This window comes from Pseudomonas sp. AC193 (genome assembly GCF_979258075.1).
In genome coordinates, this window is record NZ_OZ409832.1 from 1,787,991 (window position 1) to 1,806,206 (window position 18,216).

The 18,216-nt window shown below is 60.2% G+C and carries 17 protein-coding genes and 1 pseudogene; 16 read left to right on the top strand and 2 right to left on the bottom strand.

Annotation, left to right across the window (positions count from 1 at the left end; all coding sequences use genetic code 11):
- Positions 1 to 76: 76 nt before the first annotated feature.
- Positions 77 to 295, top strand: a complete 219-nt coding sequence (locus tag ACZZ0D_RS08300; RefSeq protein WP_463552898.1) for a hypothetical protein — start codon at positions 77 to 79, stop codon at positions 293 to 295.
- A 75-nt stretch (positions 296 to 370) separates the two neighbouring features.
- On the opposite strand, the gene ACZZ0D_RS08305 is transcribed toward ACZZ0D_RS08300, so the two are convergent.
- Positions 371 to 1,915 (bottom strand): methyltransferase regulatory domain-containing protein, encoded by a 1,545-nt coding sequence (locus ACZZ0D_RS08305; protein ID WP_463552899.1) that lies wholly within the window; start codon positions 1,913 to 1,915, stop codon positions 371 to 373.
- Positions 1,916 to 2,117: 202 nt separating this feature from the next.
- On the opposite strand from ACZZ0D_RS08305, the gene ACZZ0D_RS08310 reads away from it, so the two are divergent.
- The 15 genes and pseudogenes from ACZZ0D_RS08310 (at position 2,118) to ACZZ0D_RS08380 (ending at position 16,908) form a co-directional block, all read left to right on the top strand.
- Complete coding sequence (locus ACZZ0D_RS08310; RefSeq protein ID WP_463552900.1) at positions 2,118 to 3,074, top strand: AraC family transcriptional regulator; 957 nt, start codon at positions 2,118 to 2,120, stop codon at positions 3,072 to 3,074.
- 139 nt (positions 3,075 to 3,213) lie between these two features.
- Positions 3,214 to 4,569, top strand: a complete 1,356-nt coding sequence (benA, locus tag ACZZ0D_RS08315; RefSeq protein ID WP_463552901.1) for a benzoate 1,2-dioxygenase large subunit — start codon at positions 3,214 to 3,216, stop codon at positions 4,567 to 4,569.
- A complete protein-coding gene (gene benB, locus ACZZ0D_RS08320) occupies positions 4,569 to 5,057 on the top strand; it encodes a benzoate 1,2-dioxygenase small subunit (protein ID WP_008081326.1) in 489 nt (162 codons plus the stop codon). The genes benA and benB overlap by 1 nt, the downstream gene beginning before the upstream one ends.
- A 20-nt stretch (positions 5,058 to 5,077) precedes the next feature.
- Positions 5,078 to 6,086, top strand: a pseudogene (benC, locus tag ACZZ0D_RS08325) (benzoate 1,2-dioxygenase electron transfer component BenC).
- Between the two features lie 250 nt (positions 6,087 to 6,336).
- Positions 6,337 to 7,098, top strand: a complete 762-nt coding sequence (locus tag ACZZ0D_RS08330) for a 1,6-dihydroxycyclohexa-2,4-diene-1-carboxylate dehydrogenase (protein ID WP_463552902.1) — start codon at positions 6,337 to 6,339, stop codon at positions 7,096 to 7,098.
- Positions 7,099 to 7,120: 22 nt separating this feature from the next.
- Positions 7,121 to 8,242: a muconate cycloisomerase family protein gene (locus tag ACZZ0D_RS08335; RefSeq protein ID WP_463552903.1), complete on the top strand. Its 1,122-nt coding sequence runs from the start codon at positions 7,121 to 7,123 to the stop codon at positions 8,240 to 8,242.
- A gap of 27 nt (positions 8,243 to 8,269) precedes the next feature.
- Entirely contained in the window at positions 8,270 to 8,560 is a 291-nt protein-coding gene (gene catC, locus ACZZ0D_RS08340) for a muconolactone Delta-isomerase (protein ID WP_463552904.1), read from the top strand.
- 163 nt (positions 8,561 to 8,723) lie between these two features.
- Complete coding sequence (gene catA / locus ACZZ0D_RS08345) at positions 8,724 to 9,629, top strand: catechol 1,2-dioxygenase (RefSeq protein WP_463552905.1); 906 nt, start codon at positions 8,724 to 8,726, stop codon at positions 9,627 to 9,629.
- Positions 9,630 to 9,896: 267 nt separating this feature from the next.
- On the top strand, positions 9,897 to 10,943 hold the full coding sequence (locus ACZZ0D_RS08350; protein ID WP_463552906.1) for an isopenicillin N synthase family dioxygenase: 1,047 nt from the start codon (positions 9,897 to 9,899) through the stop codon (positions 10,941 to 10,943).
- A 27-nt stretch (positions 10,944 to 10,970) separates the two neighbouring features.
- Positions 10,971 to 11,780 carry a MetQ/NlpA family ABC transporter substrate-binding protein gene (locus tag ACZZ0D_RS08355; RefSeq protein WP_053119562.1) on the top strand — a complete coding sequence of 270 codons (810 nt, stop codon included), beginning with the start codon at positions 10,971 to 10,973 and terminating at the stop codon, positions 11,778 to 11,780.
- The gene (locus ACZZ0D_RS08360) at positions 11,777 to 12,577 is read left to right on the top strand and encodes a methionine ABC transporter ATP-binding protein (protein ID WP_212544552.1); all 801 of its coding nucleotides are present in this window, start codon (positions 11,777 to 11,779) and stop codon (positions 12,575 to 12,577) included. Before ACZZ0D_RS08355 ends, ACZZ0D_RS08360 begins: the two co-directional genes overlap by 4 nt.
- Positions 12,574 to 13,245 carry a methionine ABC transporter permease gene (locus ACZZ0D_RS08365; RefSeq protein ID WP_463552907.1) on the top strand — a complete coding sequence of 224 codons (672 nt, stop codon included), beginning with the start codon at positions 12,574 to 12,576 and terminating at the stop codon, positions 13,243 to 13,245. Before ACZZ0D_RS08360 ends, ACZZ0D_RS08365 begins: the two co-directional genes overlap by 4 nt.
- Before the next feature lie 8 nt (positions 13,246 to 13,253).
- Entirely contained in the window at positions 13,254 to 14,810 is a 1,557-nt protein-coding gene (locus ACZZ0D_RS08370; protein ID WP_463552908.1) for a sugar ABC transporter ATP-binding protein, read from the top strand.
- Entirely contained in the window at positions 14,803 to 15,828 is a 1,026-nt protein-coding gene (locus ACZZ0D_RS08375; RefSeq protein WP_053119568.1) for an ABC transporter permease, read from the top strand. Before ACZZ0D_RS08370 ends, ACZZ0D_RS08375 begins: the two co-directional genes overlap by 8 nt.
- Before the next feature lie 24 nt (positions 15,829 to 15,852).
- Positions 15,853 to 16,908, top strand: coding sequence for a substrate-binding domain-containing protein (locus ACZZ0D_RS08380; protein ID WP_212544549.1), 1,056 nt, complete (start codon positions 15,853 to 15,855; stop codon positions 16,906 to 16,908).
- 287 nt (positions 16,909 to 17,195) lie between these two features.
- On the opposite strand, the gene ACZZ0D_RS08385 is transcribed toward ACZZ0D_RS08380, so the two are convergent.
- The gene (locus ACZZ0D_RS08385; RefSeq protein ID WP_212544548.1) at positions 17,196 to 18,143 is read right to left on the bottom strand and encodes a SphA family protein; all 948 of its coding nucleotides are present in this window, start codon (positions 18,141 to 18,143) and stop codon (positions 17,196 to 17,198) included.
- Positions 18,144 to 18,216: the final 73 nt, after the last annotated feature.

The window sequence follows — 18,216 nt, forward strand, 5'->3', positions numbered from 1 at the left end:
CCAATGAAGTTCTCATATTGATAGCGCGGCGTAAGATCGGCTCCATACCCAACCACTGCACCACGGAGCACACACCATGAAACGCCAAACCCTGCTCGGCATTGCTTTCTCGATCTTCGCCCTGAACGCTTTTGCTGCGACTGAAACCGATCCGCTGTTCAGTGACGCGGTTGCCGCGAACGAAACCGATCCTCTGTTCAGTGACGCCGTTGCCGCCGACGGTTCGGATCGACTGAAGGGCAATCTGGTTGCCGAGGGTGGTGCTGATCGACTGCTCGAACGCCGTAACGCCTGAATGCGTCGTTTTACCGCAGGCCTCAACGAAAAAGCCCGGCACTATCAGCCGGGCTTCTTTTTGTCTGTGATTCGTTCAGACGATGTTCAAGGCCATCAGAATGATCAGTGAGCTCGCGGCGAATGCATGGGCTTGCTCAGTCAACTCGGCGATATTTTCTTCGGCCGTGGTCAACGGCTGATTGTCTTTGACCAGGACGACGCCTTGCTCAGCCAGCACCGCCCACGCCAGTTGTGCCCACTCCATCGGGTGATTTTTGCCCTGTTTGATCGCGATCAGGAACAACTGATGGAAGCGGCTGACCACGACGCCACCGCCCGTCACCGGGCTGGCCAGTGTCTGGATCTTATCGCTCAGCAGCGAGCGTTTGCACAGTTGCAGATTGAGCGTGCTGCAACGTGCTTGCACCAATCGCTCTGCGGCCTCGCTCTGGCACGGTGCTGCAGCGCCCATGCCGACGAGCACGGCGAGCGCCTGCACCAGATCGTCGTAAGGCATTGCGGGCACGGTGGCTGAGAGCTGGCGCAGGGTTTTTGCGACATAGGCGTCGGCCGCCAAAGCCTCGAGTACCGGGCCGTAAACGTCAGCCTGCAACGCTGCTTCGCCGGCCGGGCCTTTGACACTGCTGGCCACGCTTTCCGCCGGCTGCAACAGAACAAAGCGCGTATTCAATAGCCCCTGGCGTTGCTCAGCCACCGACAGTCGATTGGCGCCACGCACGTACAGATCGCGACGGAAGTTCTGGTTAACGAAATAATCCCGCGCTTGCTCGCGCATGATCGGGTGATCGATGCCCTCGAGGAAGTCCATGCCTTCAGCGCTCAGGTTGAGCGGATCGACCGTGTCCAGCGGCACGGCGGTCGCGGCATAGTCGAGTTTGGCCGGGGCGAGGGCGTCGACCACGTCGGTGAAATACATGCAGTTCCAGTCACGGTTGAAATATTCGTGAGCGACGTACTGACGATTCTGGCCTTTGATGCTCTGCAGTTGCGCATTGAGGCCTGGGGCGGTGCTGGCGTAGTTGGGATTGGCTGCGAGCAACGCCTCGGAGAATTGCAGCGCGGCGTCTATGCGCTGATCAGGGCGAACGGAACTGTTGGTAGCGAAGCGATCGTGCAGGCGGAACAGATTGCGCAGTGGCGCAGAAGGCGACCAGCCGGGCAGACAGTTGTAGCTGATGTACAGAAACCCGCCCGGCTTGAGGTGACGACGGGCAAATTCGACGATCAGCTGCTGATTGTCACGGCTGACCCACGTCCAGATGCCATGCAGGCTGATGCTGTCGAATTGCGGCAGATCATTACGCGCGAGCAGTTGTTCGAAACTGTCGTCATACAGCCGCGCGTCACTGTTCCAGCTGTTCGCCAAGGCTATGGCGTGGCCAGCCTGACCCGGGTGGAAATCGGTGCCCACATAGGAACCGGGGTTGGCGGCAGCGTGGATATTGATCGACACACCCTGGCCAAAGCCCAATTCACAGTGATAGCCGTCAGTGGTCTCCAAGCCGGCAAAACCGCGCAGCAGCAAACAGTAACGCTGGAAGACCGGATTGATTTCGCGGCTATAGCTGTAGGTGTAGCCTTCGTCGGTGAAATACCCTTCGTTCCAGGCGTCGCTCATGCGGGTGTCCTTCAATTTCGACAGGGGAGAGTTGCTCTTGCGTCTCCGCGTTATCGGCACGGCGTTGAAAAGCTGAACACAAAGTGTTCGATTAACGGATACCCGACCTTTCGTCCAATTGCCGGTTTTTGCACGCAAGCGTACTGTGACCGGTGAGCCTGAAAACCGTGCACCCCATAACGACAAGATCGAGCACCGCCTAATGGACAGTCATCTGCTGAGTGATCGCAGCAGCGTGTTTCGTCACGCTGATCCCTATGCCGTCTCCGACTACGTCAATCAGCACGTTGGCCAGCACTTCATCGGCCTGTCCAAAACCGCCCATCCGCAAGCCAGCCTCAACCATCGCAAACTCGCCGATCTCGATCTGTGCCGCATCAGTTATGGCGGCAGCGTCCGGGTGACGTCGCTGGCGCTGGAAACCGTGTATCACTTGCAAGTGCTGCTGCAAGGCAATTGCCTGTGGCGCGGGCATAAACGTGAACATCATTTGGTGCCGGGCGAGTTGTTATTGATCAATCCGGATGATCCGGTCGATCTGACTTACTCCGACGACTGCGAAAAATTCATCCTCAAAGTGCCGGTCAGCGTGCTCGAGTCGGTGTGCGACGAGCAGCGCTGGTTGCGACCTTCGAGCGGTATCCGCTTCCTGCGCAATCACTATCAGTTGAACGAACTGGAAGGCTTCACCAATCTGCTCGCGATGATTTGCCAGGAAGCCGAGGCCAGCGATCCGTTGCTGCGGGTGCAGGAGCACTATGCGCAGATCATCGGCAGCAAACTGATCTCGCTGATGAACACCAATGTCTGCCGTGAGAGCCTCAGTGCACCGAGCGTCAGTTTCGAGCGCATCCTCGATTACATCGAGCGCAACCTGAAACTCGATCTGCCCGCCGAACACCTGGCCGCGCAGGCGAGCATGAGCCCGCGTTCGCTGTACAGCCTGTTCGAACGCCAACTCGGCGTTACGCCGATGCAATACATCCGTCAGCGCAAACTGGCGCGTATTCACGCCTGCCTCAGCGACCCGAGCTGCCCGGTGCGCAACCTCACGGAGCTGGCGCTGGATTACGGCTTCCTGCACTTGGGCCGTTTCGCCGAAAGCTATCGCCAGCAGTTCGGCGAATTGCCGTCGCACACCCTCAAACGCCGCCACTGATCGCCCTTCGAAACAGTCCGAATCATCTGCCGCGCCGTCCTGCACAAAACGGATAGCGATCTGCAGGATTCGGCTATTGCCCCGCGCTGCGCCTCCCTAATCTGACCTGGCCTGAACAATAACAATGGAGGCCCTGGCCATGTCCCTGGGAATCGACTACCTCAATGCCATGCTTGAAGAAGACCAAGACAAGGGCGCCTACCGCTGCAAGCGGGAGATGTTCACCGATCCGCGTCTGTTCGAACTGGAGCTGGCGCACATCTTCGAAGGCAACTGGATTTACCTCGCCCACGAAAGCCAACTGCCCAACAACAACGATTTTCTGACCACCACCATGGGGCGCCAGCCGATCTTCATCGCGCGCAACAAGGACGGCGTGCTCAACGCTTTTCTCAACGCCTGCAGCCATCGCGGCGCCATGCTTTGCCGGCACAAATCCGGCAACCGTTCCAGCTATACCTGCCCGTTCCACGGCTGGACGTTCAACAACAGCGGCAAACTGCTCAAGGTCAAAGATCCGACTGAGGCCGGTTACCCGCAAAGCTTTAACTGCGAAGGCTCCCATGACCTGACCAAAGTCGCGCGTTTCGAGTCCTACCGCGGCTTTCTGTTTGGCAGTCTGAATGCCGATGTGAAATCCCTTACCGAGCACTTGGGCGAGTCAGCGAAGATCATCGACATGATCGTCGACCAGTCGCCGGAAGGTCTCGAAGTACTGCGCGGTTCCAGTTCCTATATCTACGAAGGCAACTGGAAACTCACTGCCGAAAATGGTGCCGACGGTTATCACGTCAGCTCCGTGCACTGGAACTACGCCGCCACCCAGAACCAGCGTCAGCAACGCGAAGCGGGCGAGGCGATCAAGACCATGAGCGCTGGCAGTTGGGCGAAGAAGGGCGGCGGTTTCTATTCCTTCGATCACGGCCATCTGCTGCTCTGGACGCGCTGGGCCAATCCCGAAGACCGTCCGGCCTACGAGCGCCGCGACGAACTCGCTCGGGATTTCGGTCAGGCCCGCGCTGACTGGATGATCGAAAACTCGCGCAACCTGTGCCTGTACCCCAACGTGTATCTGATGGATCAGTTCAGTTCGCAGATTCGCATCGCCCGGCCAATCTCGGTCAACAAGACTGAAATCACCATTTACTGCATCGCCCCCAAAGGCGAGAGCGCCGAGGCGCGCGCCAAACGTATTCGCCAGTACGAAGACTTCTTCAATGTCAGCGGCATGGCCACGCCGGATGATCTGGAAGAGTTCCGCTCGTGCCAGACCGGTTACGGCGCCGGGCGCGGCTGGAACGATATGTCCCGGGGCGCGACCCACTGGGTCGAAGGCGCCGACGCAGCCGCCGAGGAAATCAACCTCAAGCCATTGCTTTCCGGTATGCGCACCGAGGACGAAGGCCTGTTCGTGCTGCAACACAAGTACTGGCAGGAGACCATGCTCAAAGCCGCTGCCGCCGAGCCACAACTGATCCCCGTGGAGGCTGTGTGATGAGCAATCTCTACGACAATGTGCGTGATTTTCTCTACCGCGAAGCGCGTTATCTCGATGACGGCCAGTGGGATCAATGGCTGGAGCTGTACGCCGCCGACGCGACTTTCTGGATGCCGGCCTGGGACGACAACGACACGCTCACCGAAGACCCGCAAAGCGAAATCTCGCTGATCTGGTACGGCAACCGTGGCGGCCTCGAAGACCGCATCTTCCGGATCAAGACCGAGCGCTCCAGCGCGACGATTCCCGACACCCGCACCTCGCACAACCTGAGCAACATCGAGATCGTCGAGCACAGCGCCGACCAGTGCCAGGTGCGCTTCAACTGGCACACCCTGAGCTTTCGCTATCAGGTCACCGACAGCTACTTCGGCAGCAGTTTCTACACCCTCGATCTGCGTGGCGAACAGCCGCTGATCAAGGCCAAGAAAGTCGTGCTGAAAAACGATTACGTCCGTCAGCTTATCGACATCTATCACATCTAGTCGACACGGCGAGGTGCACCATGAATTTCCAGATCGCCCTTAATTTTGAAGACGGCGTCACCCGTTTCATCGAGGCCGGCAGCCATGAAACTGTCGCCGACGCGGCGTATCGCCAAGGCATCAACATACCGCTGGACTGCCGCGACGGCGCCTGCGGCACCTGCAAATGTTTCGCCGAGGCCGGGCGTTACGAGATGGGCGACAACTTCATCGAAGACGCCTTGAGCGCCGACGAACTCGCACAAGGTTATGTGCTGACCTGCCAGATGCGCGCCGCAAGCGATTGCGTGGTGCGAGTGCCGGTTGGCTCGCAGGTCTGCAAAACCGAACAGGCCAATTTTCAGGCGGCGATCAGCGCTGTCCGGCAGTTGTCCGAGAGCACCATCGCGCTGTCGATCAAGGGCGAGGCGCTGAGCAAACTGGCGTTTCTGCCTGGGCAATACGTCAACCTGCAAGTGCCGGGCAGCGAACACAGTCGTGCATATTCCTTCAGCTCGTTGCAGAAGAATGGCGAGGTCAGTTTTCTGATTCGCAACGTGCCCGGCGGCTTGATGAGCAGCTTCCTCACCGGCCTGGCCAAGGCCGGCGACAGCATGAATCTGGTCGGGCAGCTTGGGCAGTTTCTATCTGCGCGAGATCAAGCGGCCGCTGCTGTTGCTCGCCGGTGGTACCGGTCTGGCGCCGTTCACCGCGATGCTGGAAAAGATCGCCGAGCAGGGCAGTGCGCACCCGGTGCATTTGATCTATGGCGTGACCAACGATTTCGATCTGGTTGAACTGGATCGCCTCGAAGCCTTTGCCGCACGCATCGCCAATTTCAGCTTCGGCGCCTGTGTGGCCAACCCGCAGAGCGTTCACCCGCTCAAGGGCTACGTCACCCAGCACATCGAACCGCGCCACCTCAACGACGGTGACGTCGACGTCTACCTGTGCGGGCCACCGCCGATGGTCGAGGCGGTCAGCCAATACATCCGCGAGCAGGGCATCACCCCGGCGAATTTCTACTACGAAAAATTCGCCGCGGCCTGATCCCCGTATGTGGGCCTGCCTCTCATCGTGGTCTGCCCCTCATCTGTGGATTGCCCCCAATCTGTGGCCTGGCTCTCATCTGTGGGCCTGTCCCTACCTGTGGCGAGGGGATTTATCCCCGTTGGACTGCGCAGCAGTCCCCGACGATTGTTGCTGAAAAGAAGGGCCGCTACACGCCCCATCGGGGCGGTGCGACGTTTCGCTAAATCCCCTCACCACAGTTTCGATATTCGTTTGCATCGAGGTTGTCATGAACGACAGATTCTCCAACAAAGTCGCGCTGGTCACTGGCGCGGCGCAGGGCATCGGCCGCCGCGTCTGCGAGCGCCTGCTCAGCGAAGGCGCGCAAGTGGTCGCCGTCGACCGCTCCGAACTGGTTCACGAACTGCAAGGCGAGGGTGTTCTGGCACTGACCGCCGACCTCGAACAATACGACGATTGCGCCCGGGTCATGGCCGAAGCGATCAACACTTTCGGTCGACTCGACATCCTGATCAACAACGTTGGCGGCACGATCTGGGCCAAGCCGTTCGAGCACTACCAGGTCGACCAGATCGAAGCGGAAGTGCGTCGCTCGTTATTCCCGACCTTGTGGTGCTGCCACGCCGCGCTGCCGTACATGCTCAAACAAGGTAGCGGCGCCATCGTCAACGTTTCCTCAATCGCCACCCGCAGCGTCAATCGTGTGCCGTACGGCGCGGCCAAGGGCGGCATCAACGCACTCACCGCGTGCCTGGCCTTTGAAAACGCCGAGCGTGGCATTCGCGTCAACGCTACTGCACCCGGCGGTACCGAAGCGCCACCTCGGCGCATCCCGCGCAACGACGCCGAACAGTCGGCGCAAGAACAAACCTGGTACCAGCAAATCGTCACGCAAACCCTCGACAGTAGCCTGATGAAACGCTACGGCAGCCTCGATGAACAGGTCGGCGCGATCCTCTTTCTCGCCTCTGACGACGCTTCGTACATCACCGGCGTGACCTTGCCGGTCGGTGGCGGCGACCTCGGCTGAGTACTTCTCAAGGAGCATTGATATGCCGCGAATCCTGATTGAAAACCTGACGACGATCATCGTCGACCTGCCGACCATTCGCCCGCACAAACTGGCGATGCACACGATGCAAAAGCAGACGCTGGTGATCCTGCGCCTGCGCTGCAGCGATGGGGTTGAAGGCATCGGTGAAGCCACCACCATCGGCGGCCTTGCCTACGGTTACGAAAGCCCGGAGAGCATCAAGGCCAACATTGATGCGCACCTCGCGCCAGCGTTGGTCGGCATGGACGCCAACAACATCAACGCGGCGATGCAGCGGCTCGACAAGCTCGCCAAGGGCAACACCTTCGCCAAATCCGGCATCGAAAGCGCGCTGCTCGACGCCCAGGGCAAACGCCTCGGTTTGCCCGTCAGCGAACTGCTCGGCGGCCGCGTGCGCGACAGCCTGGAAGTGGCCTGGACCCTGGCCAGTGGCGACACCGCCCGCGACATTGCCGAGGCCGAGCAGATGCTTGAAGTACGGCGTCATCGCATCTTCAAATTGAAGATCGGCGCCAATCCGTTGGAGCAGGATCTCAAGCACGTCGTGGCGATCAAAAAAGCTTTGGGCGATCGCGCCAGTGTGCGGGTCGACGTCAATCAATATTGGGATGAGTCCCAGGCGATTCGTGGCTGCCAGGTATTGGGCGACAACGGCATTGATCTGATTGAACAGCCGATCTCGCGGGTCAACCGCTCCGGGCAGATTCGTCTGAATCAGCGCAGCCCGGCGCCGATCATGGCCGATGAATCAATTGAAAGTGTCGAGGATGCTTTCAGCCTCGCCGCTGACGGCGCGGCCAGCGTGTTCGCCCTGAAAATCGCCAAGAACGGTGGCCCCCGCGCCGTGCTCAGAACCGCGCAAATCGCCGAGGCCGCCGGCATCGCGTTGTATGGCGGCACCATGCTCGAAGGCTCCGTCGGCACGCTGGCCTCGGCCCACGCCTTTCTCACGCTCAAGCAACTGACCTGGGACACCGAGCTGTTCGGGCCGTTGCTGCTGACCGAAGACATCGTCACCGAACGGCCCGAGTACCGCGATTTTCACCTGCACATCCCGCGTACCCCGGGCCTTGGCCTGACGCTGGACGAAGAGCGGTTGGCGCGTTTTCGCCGTTCCTGAACCGATCACAACCAGAGGAAAGCCACCATGATGTTCCACGTAAAAATGACCGTGAAATTGCCTGTCGACATGGATCCGGCCATCGCCACTCGACTCAAGGCTGACGAAAAAGAACTGGCGCAACGGCTGCAACGCGAAGGCCAGTGGCGTCACCTGTGGCGCATCGCCGGGCATTACGCCAACTACAGCGTGTTTGATCTGCCAAGCGTCGAAGCGCTGCACGACACGCTGATGCAATTGCCGTTGTTCCCCTACATGGACATCGAGATCAACGGGCTCTGCCGACATCCGTCGTCGATCCACGCCGACGACCGCTGAGCCCCCCAACCCTTGTAGGAGTGAGCCTGCTCGCGATAGCGGTCGTTTATTCAGCATCCATGGCGACTGATTGACCGCGATCGCGAGCAGGCTCACTCCTACAAGGGAAAAGGGTGTGAATTAAGAACTGCGTCAACACAACAACAAGATGAGGTAACCCACCATGACCGTGAAAATTGCCCACACGCCTGAGCTGCAAACCTTCTTCAAAGAAGCCGCCGGCTTCACCAACGACGACGGCAGTTCGCGTTTGAAAACCATCGTTCTGCGCGTACTGCAGGACACCGCAAAAATCATCGAAGATCTCGAAATCAGCGAAGACGAATTCTGGAAAGCCGTCGACTATCTCAATCGTTTGGGCGGTCGCTCGGAGGCGGGGTTGTTGGTCGCCGGTCTTGGCATCGAACACTTCCTCGATCTGCTCCAGGACGCCAAAGACGCACAAATCGGCTTGACCGGCGGCACGCCGCGCACCATCGAAGGGCCGCTCTACGTCGCGGGTGCGCCGCTGTGTGAAGGCGAGTGCCGCATGGACGATGGCAGCGAGGACGGCGTTGCCACGGTGATGTTTCTCCAAGGCCAGGTGCTTGACCTCCACGGCCAGCCGCTGGCCGGCGCCACAGTCGACGTGTGGCACGCCAATACCAAAGGCACCTACTCGTTTTTTGATCCGAGCCAGTCCGAATACAACCTGCGCCGCCGGATCATCACCGACGCCGAAGGCTGTTACCGCGCACGCAGCATCGTTCCCTCCGGATATGGCTGCGACCCGCAGGGCCCGACGCAGGAATGTCTGAACTTGCTCGGTCGTCACGGTCAGCGTCCGGCGCATGTGCACTTTTTTATCAGCGCACCGGGGCATCGACACCTGACCACGCAGATCAATCTGTCGGGCGATCAATATTTGTGGGATGACTTTGCTTACGCGACCCGTGAAGGGTTGGTCGGCGAGGTGGTGTTCCATGAGCACGAAACGTTGGGACGCCACGCCAAACTCAAGTTCGACTTCCAGCTGCAAACCGCGCCAGACGCCAGCGCCGAACAACGCAGTCAACGCCCGCGTGCCTGACCCCCTCTTTGTAGGAGCTGCCGCAGGCTGCGATCTTTTGATCTTGTTTCTAAAAAATCAACATCAAAAGATCGCAGCCTGCGGCAGCTCCTACAGTGATCGGCCTAAGGTAATGCAAAAAAGATATTGGCCCGCTGTTTTTAAGATCGTTTAGTTTTGTCCTCAACGACGAATAAACGCATCAAACCGATAGACCCCCGATTGCCATGACGGCACACGCTGAATCGATCAAAGGTTCTTCAGGTTTGGTTCACCCAGGAGTGAATCATGCCGCATACCTTGGATATCACCACACTGCCAACCCTCGACCTGTCCCTGTTCGAAGGCACCGCGCAACAGCGTTATCAATTCCTTGAAAGCCTGCGCCACGCCGCCCGTGACGTCGGTTTCTTCTACCTCACCGGCCACGGCATCGACAGTACGCTGCTCGAGCAAGTGCAGGCCCACGCCCGACAATTCTTCGCCTTGCCCGACAGCGAAAAAACCGCCGTCGGCATGATCAATTCGCCGCATTTTCGCGGCTACAACCGTGCGGCTTCCGAGATCACTCGCGGGCAACCCGATCAACGCGAACAGTTTGATCTCGGCGCCGAGCGTGAAGCCCTGCCGTTAAACGAAGACAGTCCATTGTGGGCGCGGCTGCAAGGCCCCAACCAATGGCCAGCGGCACTCCCTGGACTGAAACCCCTGCTGCTCGAATGGCAACAGGCGATGACGCGCATGTCGTTGCGCTTGCTGCGGGCCTTCGCTCAGGCGCTGTCACTGCGCGCCGATGCCTTCGATCAGCTCTACGGTGACAAACCCAACGAACACATCAAGTTGATGCGCTATCCCGGGCAGTTGAGCGAGGCGAGCCATCAAGGCGTAGGCGCGCACAAGGATTCCGGGTTCTTGAGTTTTCTGCTGCAAGACCAACAGGCCGGGCTGCAAGTCGAGATCGAAGAAGGCCGCTGGATCGACGCATTACCCCGCGAAAACACCTTGGTGGTGAACATCGGCGAGCTGCTCGAACTGGCCACCAACGGTTATCTGCGCGCCACGGTGCACCGCGTGGTTTCGCCACCGGCGGGCAGCGAACGCCTGTCGATCGCGTTCTTCCTCGGCGCGCAACTCGATGCGGTGGTGCCGCTGTACCCGTTGCCCACCGTGCTGTTGCGCGAGGCGCGCGGGCCGGCGAGTGATCCGCTCAATCCGCTGTTTCGTGATGTCGGCTGGAACTACCTCAAGGGTCGTTTGCGCTCGCATCCGGACGTTGCGCAGCGCTTCTACGCCGACGCGTTGCTGCCCCCAGTTCCTGTTCGTAAAACCGCCTGATTCATCATTCGCTCAAGGACTCCGCACATGATTAAAAAAGCAGGTTTGACCCTGGCCGTCCTCGGCGCACTGGTGAGCTCTTTCGGCGCGCAGGCCCTGGAACCGTTGCGTGTTGCCGCCGACCCGGTGCCCCACGCGCAGATCCTCGCGTATATCCAGAAAATCGATCCGCAGCTCAACCTCAAAGTCATCGAAATCCCCAACGGTGTGAACTCCAATGAGCTGCTGGTACACGGTGATGTCGACGCCAATTACTTCCAGCACCTGCCGTATCTGAAATCTCAGGAGCAGGCGCTCGGCGAGAAACTCGCGGTGGCGGCCACCGTGCATATCGAGCCATTGGGGATTTATTCACGTCGGCACAAAAGCTTCGCCGACGTGCCGGAAAAAGGCACGGTCGCCGTACCCAACAACGTCACCAATCTGAGCCGCGCGCTGTACCTGTTGCAGGACAACGGCCTGATCAAGCTCAAGCCCGGTTTCAACGATCCGGCCGCCGATCAGGCAACGCCCAAGGACATCGCCGAAAACCCAAAACAACTGAAGATCCTCGAAATCGAATCACCGCAGATTCCACGTTCGCTCGACGACGTCGATCTGGCAGTGATCAACGGCAACTACGCGCTCGACGCAGGCCTGGTGCCGGCCAAAGACGCCTTGGGCCTCGAGAAGGCCGAGCACAATCCCTATGCCAACATCCTGGTGACCACACCGAAGCTGGAGCACGATCCACGCATCGCACAACTGGCCAAGGATCTGACTTCGCCGGAAGTCGCCAAATACATCACCGATAACTTTGCCGGCTCGGTGATTCCGGTGGCGGGCGGCAAGCCATGATCGCCGTCGAGCAGTTGAGCAAAACCTACGCGTCGGCCACGCAACCGGCGCTGGATCAGGTCTCGCTGAGCATTCCTGACGGCGCGGTCTACGGGATTCTCGGGCGGAGCGGGGCGGGCAAGTCGACGCTGCTGCGTTGCCTCAACCTGCTTGAACGACCAGACAGCGGCAAGATTCTGATTGATGGTGTGGATCTGCTGGCGCTGTCCGACAGCGAACTGCGCAAGCAACGTCAGCGTATCGGCATGATCTTTCAGGGCTTCAACCTGCTGCACTCGCGCAACGTGTTCGACAACATCGCCGTGCCGCTGGAAATCGCCAACGTCGGCAAACCGTGGCGCCATGTGCGGGTTCGCGAGCTGCTGGAACTGGTCGGTTTGAGCGACAAGGCGCAAGCCTTTCCTTCGCAACTGTCCGGCGGGCAAAAGCAGCGAGTGGGGATTGCCCGCGCCTTGGCAGCGGAGCCGGCGTATCTGCTGTCGGACGAAGCCACCAGCGCCCTCGATCCGGAAACCACTGCTTCAATTCTTGATCTGCTGCGCGACATCAATCGGCAATTGGGCCTGACCATCGTGCTGATCACCCACGAACTCGACGTGGTCAAGTCGATCTGCGATCACGCCGCATTTATGGCCAACGGACGGCTGGTCGAGGCCGGGCCGGTGCCACGTCTGCTCGCTGATCCACAGTCGGCGCTCGGCAGTTCACTGCGTCCGACTTGCGGATTACCGCTGGGCCATGACGCCCCGGGCCTGACCTTTCTCAAGCAATACGGCGTAAGGGCGGCGCAGTCATGAACCGTTCGATCAATTGGGATGAAATCCTGCAACTGGTGTTCAACGCCACTGGCGAAACCCTGTACATGGTGTTGCTCGCGGGGCTGTTCACGCTGCTGATCGGTTTGCCGCTGGGTGTGCTGCTGTTTATCAGTCGCCGTGACGGATTGCGGCCGATGCCGCGTTTCAATGCGGCACTCAGCAGTCTGGTCAATCTCGGCCGTTCGCTGCCGTTCGTGGTGATGCTGATCGCCTTGATTCCGCTGACCCGTCTGGTCGTCGGCACCACGCTGGGCAGCACCGCTGCGGTAGTGCCGATCACCATTGGCGCGTTTCCGTTCTTCGCGCGCATCGTCGAAAACGCGCTGGACGAAGTCGACAAGGGCCGCATCGAAGCGATCCTCGCCATGGGTGGCGACATCGGCCATGTGATTTTCAAAGTGCTGCTGCCCGAAGCCCTGCCAGCGTTGCTCGCGGGCATCACCCTGACGCTGGTGATGCTGATCGGTTTTTCTTCGATGGCCGGGGTCATCGGTGGCGGCGGGCTCGGCGATCTGGCGATCCGTTATGGCTATCAGCGTTTCAACAATGAAGTGATGGTCGCCACCGTGGTGGTGTTGGTCATCCTCGTCCAGGGCGTGCAAATCCTGGGCGATCGGCTCGTGCGTTCGCTGGCTCATCGCCGCTAAGGAAATTTATGAGTGCGCCTGTCGCCGTGGCACCTGAGCCACTGATTCGGGTACGTGAACTGAGCAAAACGTTTGGCTCGAACCGAGCGCTGGATCGGGTCAGCCTTGAGATTTATCCCGCCGAAGTGGTCGCGTTACTCGGCGCCAATGGCGCCGGTAAATCGACGTTGGTGAAGATTTTGGCAGGCAGTCAAAACGCGGATGCTGGCGAGATTCTCGTCGAGGGCCAGCCGCGCCATTTCAGCTCGCCACTGTCGGCGCGCAGGGTCGGGATTGTTGCGGTGCATCAGCAGATCAACGAGGGCATCGCGCCGGGTTTGAGCGTGGCCGAAAACCTCTTGCTCGATGAGCTGTGCAAGCCCGATGCGAACTTCTGGCTTAACCGCAAACGCCTTCTGGAACGCGCCGCGAGTATCGCCGCCGGTCTCGGCCTGAGCTTGCCGCTGGAACAGCCCATCGAACACCTTGGCCAGGCCGAGCGGCAATTGGTCGTGCTCGCTCGCGCCTTTGCCTTGCAACCGCGTTTGCTGATTCTCGACGAGCCGACGGCGGCATTATCCGATGCCGAAGCGCAGCGCCTGTTTGGTTTGATCGATACGTTGCGCAGCCGTGGTGTGGCGATTTTGTACATCTCCCATCGGCTGTCCGATCTGCAACGGGTGGCTGATCGCGCGATCGTTTTGCGTGACGGGCGGTTGGCCGGCGAATTCAGCGCTCGGCAGTTGCCCGAGGCGGTTCACGCAATGCTTGGGCAATCACTGGCCGCGCATGTTTACACGCCGCAAGTGGCAGGGCGGGAAGTGCTGAAGCTCAGCGCGATAAAAGTGCTGCCGCGTTCGAAGGCTTTCGATCTGACCTTGCACGAAAACGAAGTGGTGGTGCTGACCGGGTTGCTCGGCGCCGGCAAAACCGAGATCGCCGAAGTGCTGTTCGGTTTACGCTCATTGGCGGAGGGCAGCGTGCAATTGGCTGGCGTTGACTGGCAGCCAGGTTCGCCTCGGGAGGCGATTCGCAGCGGGGTCTTCTACGCCGCCGAAGATCGCGCCAGTCATTCGCTGGTGCCGGATTTCTCTCTGCGTCGCACGCTGACCTTGCCGTTTCTGGAGCGTTTCACCCGTGGCGGTTTTATTCGCAATCGCGCCGAAGCGGCGGCGGTCGAAGCGCAGGTCGCCGCGCTGGGCATCAAGACTGCCGGCATCGATGTGCCGATGACTGCGCTGTCCGGCGGCAATCAGCAAAAGGTTGTGCTCGGCCGCTGGCTGCTCGGGGAAGGGCGGGTGTTGATCCTCGATGAACCGTTCCAGGGTGTCGACGTCCGCGCCCGCCGCGAAATCGGCCAACTGCTGCGCGAAAGTGCCAAGGGCCGCGCGACGCTGGTGATTTGCGCCGATGTCGATGAAGCACTGGAAATTGCCGATCGAATTCTCCTGGTGCGCGATCACGCCGTCGTCGCCGAATACCCGCGCGCCGGTCTGAACCGTGCCGAACTGGTCGCGGCATTGGCCGGCAGCGACGTTACCGAACATTCCCCTCACGCCACGCCAAGGAGCAGAGCGAGTGCCTGATTCGAGTTCACTGTTATCGAGCGCACCGGCACCTGCCGAGCGTCTGCTGCAAGCGTTGATCCGTTATGGGCTGTTGTGGCTGCTGGCGGCCATCGTGGTGTTTTTCAGCTTCGCAGAGCCGGCGTTTCTGCGCGTCGGCAATCTGTTCAGCATTCTGCAATCGGTGTCGATTGTCGCGCTGCTGGCCTTGGGCGTGACCTTGACCATGGCCGTCGGTGGCCTCGATTTGTCGATTGGCGCGGTCGCGGCGATGAGCCTGATGATCGCCAGTTACGTCATGGTCGTGCTCGGTTGGGGCGCGGTGCCGGCGGTGTTGATCAGCCTGGCGGGCGGCGCGCTGGTCGGCCTGCTCAACGGTTGGCTCATCGTCAAACTGCGGGTGCCGGACATTCTCGCCACGTTGGGCAGCATGTTTCTGGTGATCGGCGTGCAGTTGATTCCTACCGGTGGCCGCTCGATTGCGGTGGGCATGACGCTGCCCAACGGTGAGGAAACCGAGGGCGCATTCAGTGCCGCGTTTCTTGCGTTGGGCCGTGGGCGGTTGTGGGAGGTGGTGCCGATACCGGTGTTGATCACTGCGGTGGTTGCGGTGGCGGTGTGGCTGTTTCTCGAACGTACGCGCATCGGTCGGCTGTTCTATGCCATCGGCGGCAACGAGCAGGCTGCGCGGCTGGCCGGGGCGCCGGTGCAGCGCTTCAAACTGTTGGCTTACGTGCTGTCGTCGTTGCTGGCGTCGCTCGGCGGATTGTTGCTCGCGGCGCGGTTGGGCCGTGGCGATGTCAGCTCCGGCAACGGTCTGGTGCTCGACGCGCTCGGCGCCGCGCTGATCGGTTTCGCCGTGCTCGGCGCGAAGAAACCCAACGCCTTTGGCACGCTGATCGGCGCGCTATTGGTCGCCTCGCTGCTCAATGGCCTGACCATGCTCAATGCGCCGTATTACGCGCAGGATTTCGTCAAGGGACTGGTGTTGGTGCTGGCCCTGATGTTCACCTTCGGCCTCGCGCATCGGGCGCGCTGAGCTGCTTTTATTCAAGGATGTTGTATGCACGGTTCAATCAAACAGTTCGCGCGCCACTGCCTCACCGGCGCGGTGCTTTCGGTATTGGCGCTTAACGCGCAGGCCAAGGCATTGCCCGGCGCTCCGGCACCGTTCGACAAGGGGCAGGTGCAGATTGCGTTGGTGGGTTATCTGTTTTCCGGGGATTTTCCCGAAGCGTATTTGCGTGGTGTGGAGAAACAGACTGAAGCGCTCGGTGCCAATCTGCGGGTGTTTGATGCGCGGCAGCAGGCGGCGAGTCAGGGCGAGATGATCGATCAGGCGGCTGACCTCGGTGTCGACGGCATCATCGTGCAACTCGGTCTGGCCGAAACTCTCAAAGGCCCGATCGACCGGGCGCTCGCCAAGGGCATCAAAGTCGTTGCCTTCGATGTTGATCTGAACACGCCGCAAGTCACCCAAGTTGAGCAGGATCACCACGCACTGGCGCGTCTGGCACTCGATCAAGCGGTGAAGGACAACGGCACGCGCTTCGACGCTGGCTATGTGTACATCAGCGGTTTCACCCCGATGGAGCGGCGTGACGAGATCTGGAGTCAGGTGAAAAAGGCCAATCCGGGGATCATCGAAAAAGCGCGATTCGGCACGCTCAACCCGCCAATCGCCAACTCCGTCGCCGATCAGGCCAGCGCCGTGCTGCGCGCCAATCCCGACATCAGCGTGATCTTCGCGCCCTTCGACGAATTCGCCAAAGGCGCGAAAATCGCCGTCGACGAAGCCGGACTGGCGAGCAAAGTGAAAATCTACAGCGCCGACATCTCCACCGCCGATATCCAGATCATGAAAGAACCGAACAGCGCATGGGCCGCGACGGCTGCGGTCAATCCACAAGTCGCCGGTGCAATCAGCGTGCGCAGTCTGGCGATGCTGATTGCCGGGGAAAACCCGGGGCAGCAAGTGCTGGTGCCACCGACCTTGATCACGCGACAGCAGTTGCTGGATCTCGACGTGAAGAACGTGCGCGACCTGGCGCAGAAACTGCCGGCGTTTGGCGATACGGCAGATGTGGCGCGGGCGGCTTGGATTCCGGTGGTGAATTAAGCCGCTTGTTTGCGCAGTAGAAATGCTCGCATGAACACCGCAAGTCCGTAGGAGCCGAGCTTGCTCGCGAAGGCGTAGTGTCAGGCGACACCTCTAATACCTGACATGCCGCCTTCGCGAGCAAGCCCGCTCCCACATTGGATCGTGAGTGGAGGCGGGATTTGTGGATGGCGGGGATCAAAGGTGGGAGTGGGCTTGCTCACGAAGAGGCCGCGACATTCAACATCGAAGGTGCCTGACCTGGCGCCTTCGCGAGCAAGCCCGCTCCCACAGAGGGCGAGGAGATTTCAGAAGGCGTAGGGGATGCTGACCTTGGCCCAGAGCATTTCGCCTTCCGGGCGGTTTTCCACGTCGAATTCCTTGGCCCAGCGGATCTCTGCGCTGGCGTATTTGAGGAACGTCCAGTGCAGCGCCGGGCCGATGGCGAACACTTTGCCGCGCACGCCGTCGTCGACATCCTGCCCGGCGAACTGCACGGTGTGGCCGAACTGTTTGTCGTCGGTGGTTTGCTGGAGAAAGTAGCCGTTGATCCCGAGCATCAGGTCGTCGGTAAGCTTGTAGCTCGCCGAATAATCGAAGTGGAAGATCTGCCCGGACTTGTAGTCGGTGTCTTTGTTCTTCTCGTTGAAGCTGTAAGTGGTCTTCATCGACACCTCGGTTTTATCCGTCGGCAACCAGGTGAAGGAGAACAGCGGCTTGTAGGTGTAGAAATTGTTGCTGGTGTTGGCCAGCCGATCGACGCTGTATTCGCCGGTCGGCACAGTGATTTCCAGGGCCGCGCCGAGGGTCAGGTTTTTGCCCATGTCCCACAAAATGATCGGCGCGACGGTGGTGTCGCCCATGCCTTCGCGCGTGTCGCTGAGGCCGAACACCGAGACTTCCTGCTTCAACCACGGCTGTGCGATGTAGCCGGCCAGACGCCCACCGAACACGCGCACCGGGCTCAGGTAGTCGAGGCGCGGAATCACCGCCGTCGATTCAATTTCAACATTCGGCACCTTGCCGCCCAGCGAACTGATGTTGAGCTTGGTCGACTTGTAGTGGTTGTAGTAGACGTTGAACGCGACCATGTTTTCCGGAAGGCTGTCGACTTCCAGCGGCAGCATGAAGAAACCATCGGTGCCGGGGCCGATGTTGTCGACGCCGGCTTCGGTGGCCAGCGCCGGTACAGTCGCGGCGCAGCCCAGCAAGGAAAGGGCCAGGCGCAAGGGGAATGTCGCGCGGTTCGGGTGCATATCCGTCCTCATTATTATTGTGTTGTGACGCAACGCCGGTACGCAGCACGCCCGGCACTATAGAAATAAGCCG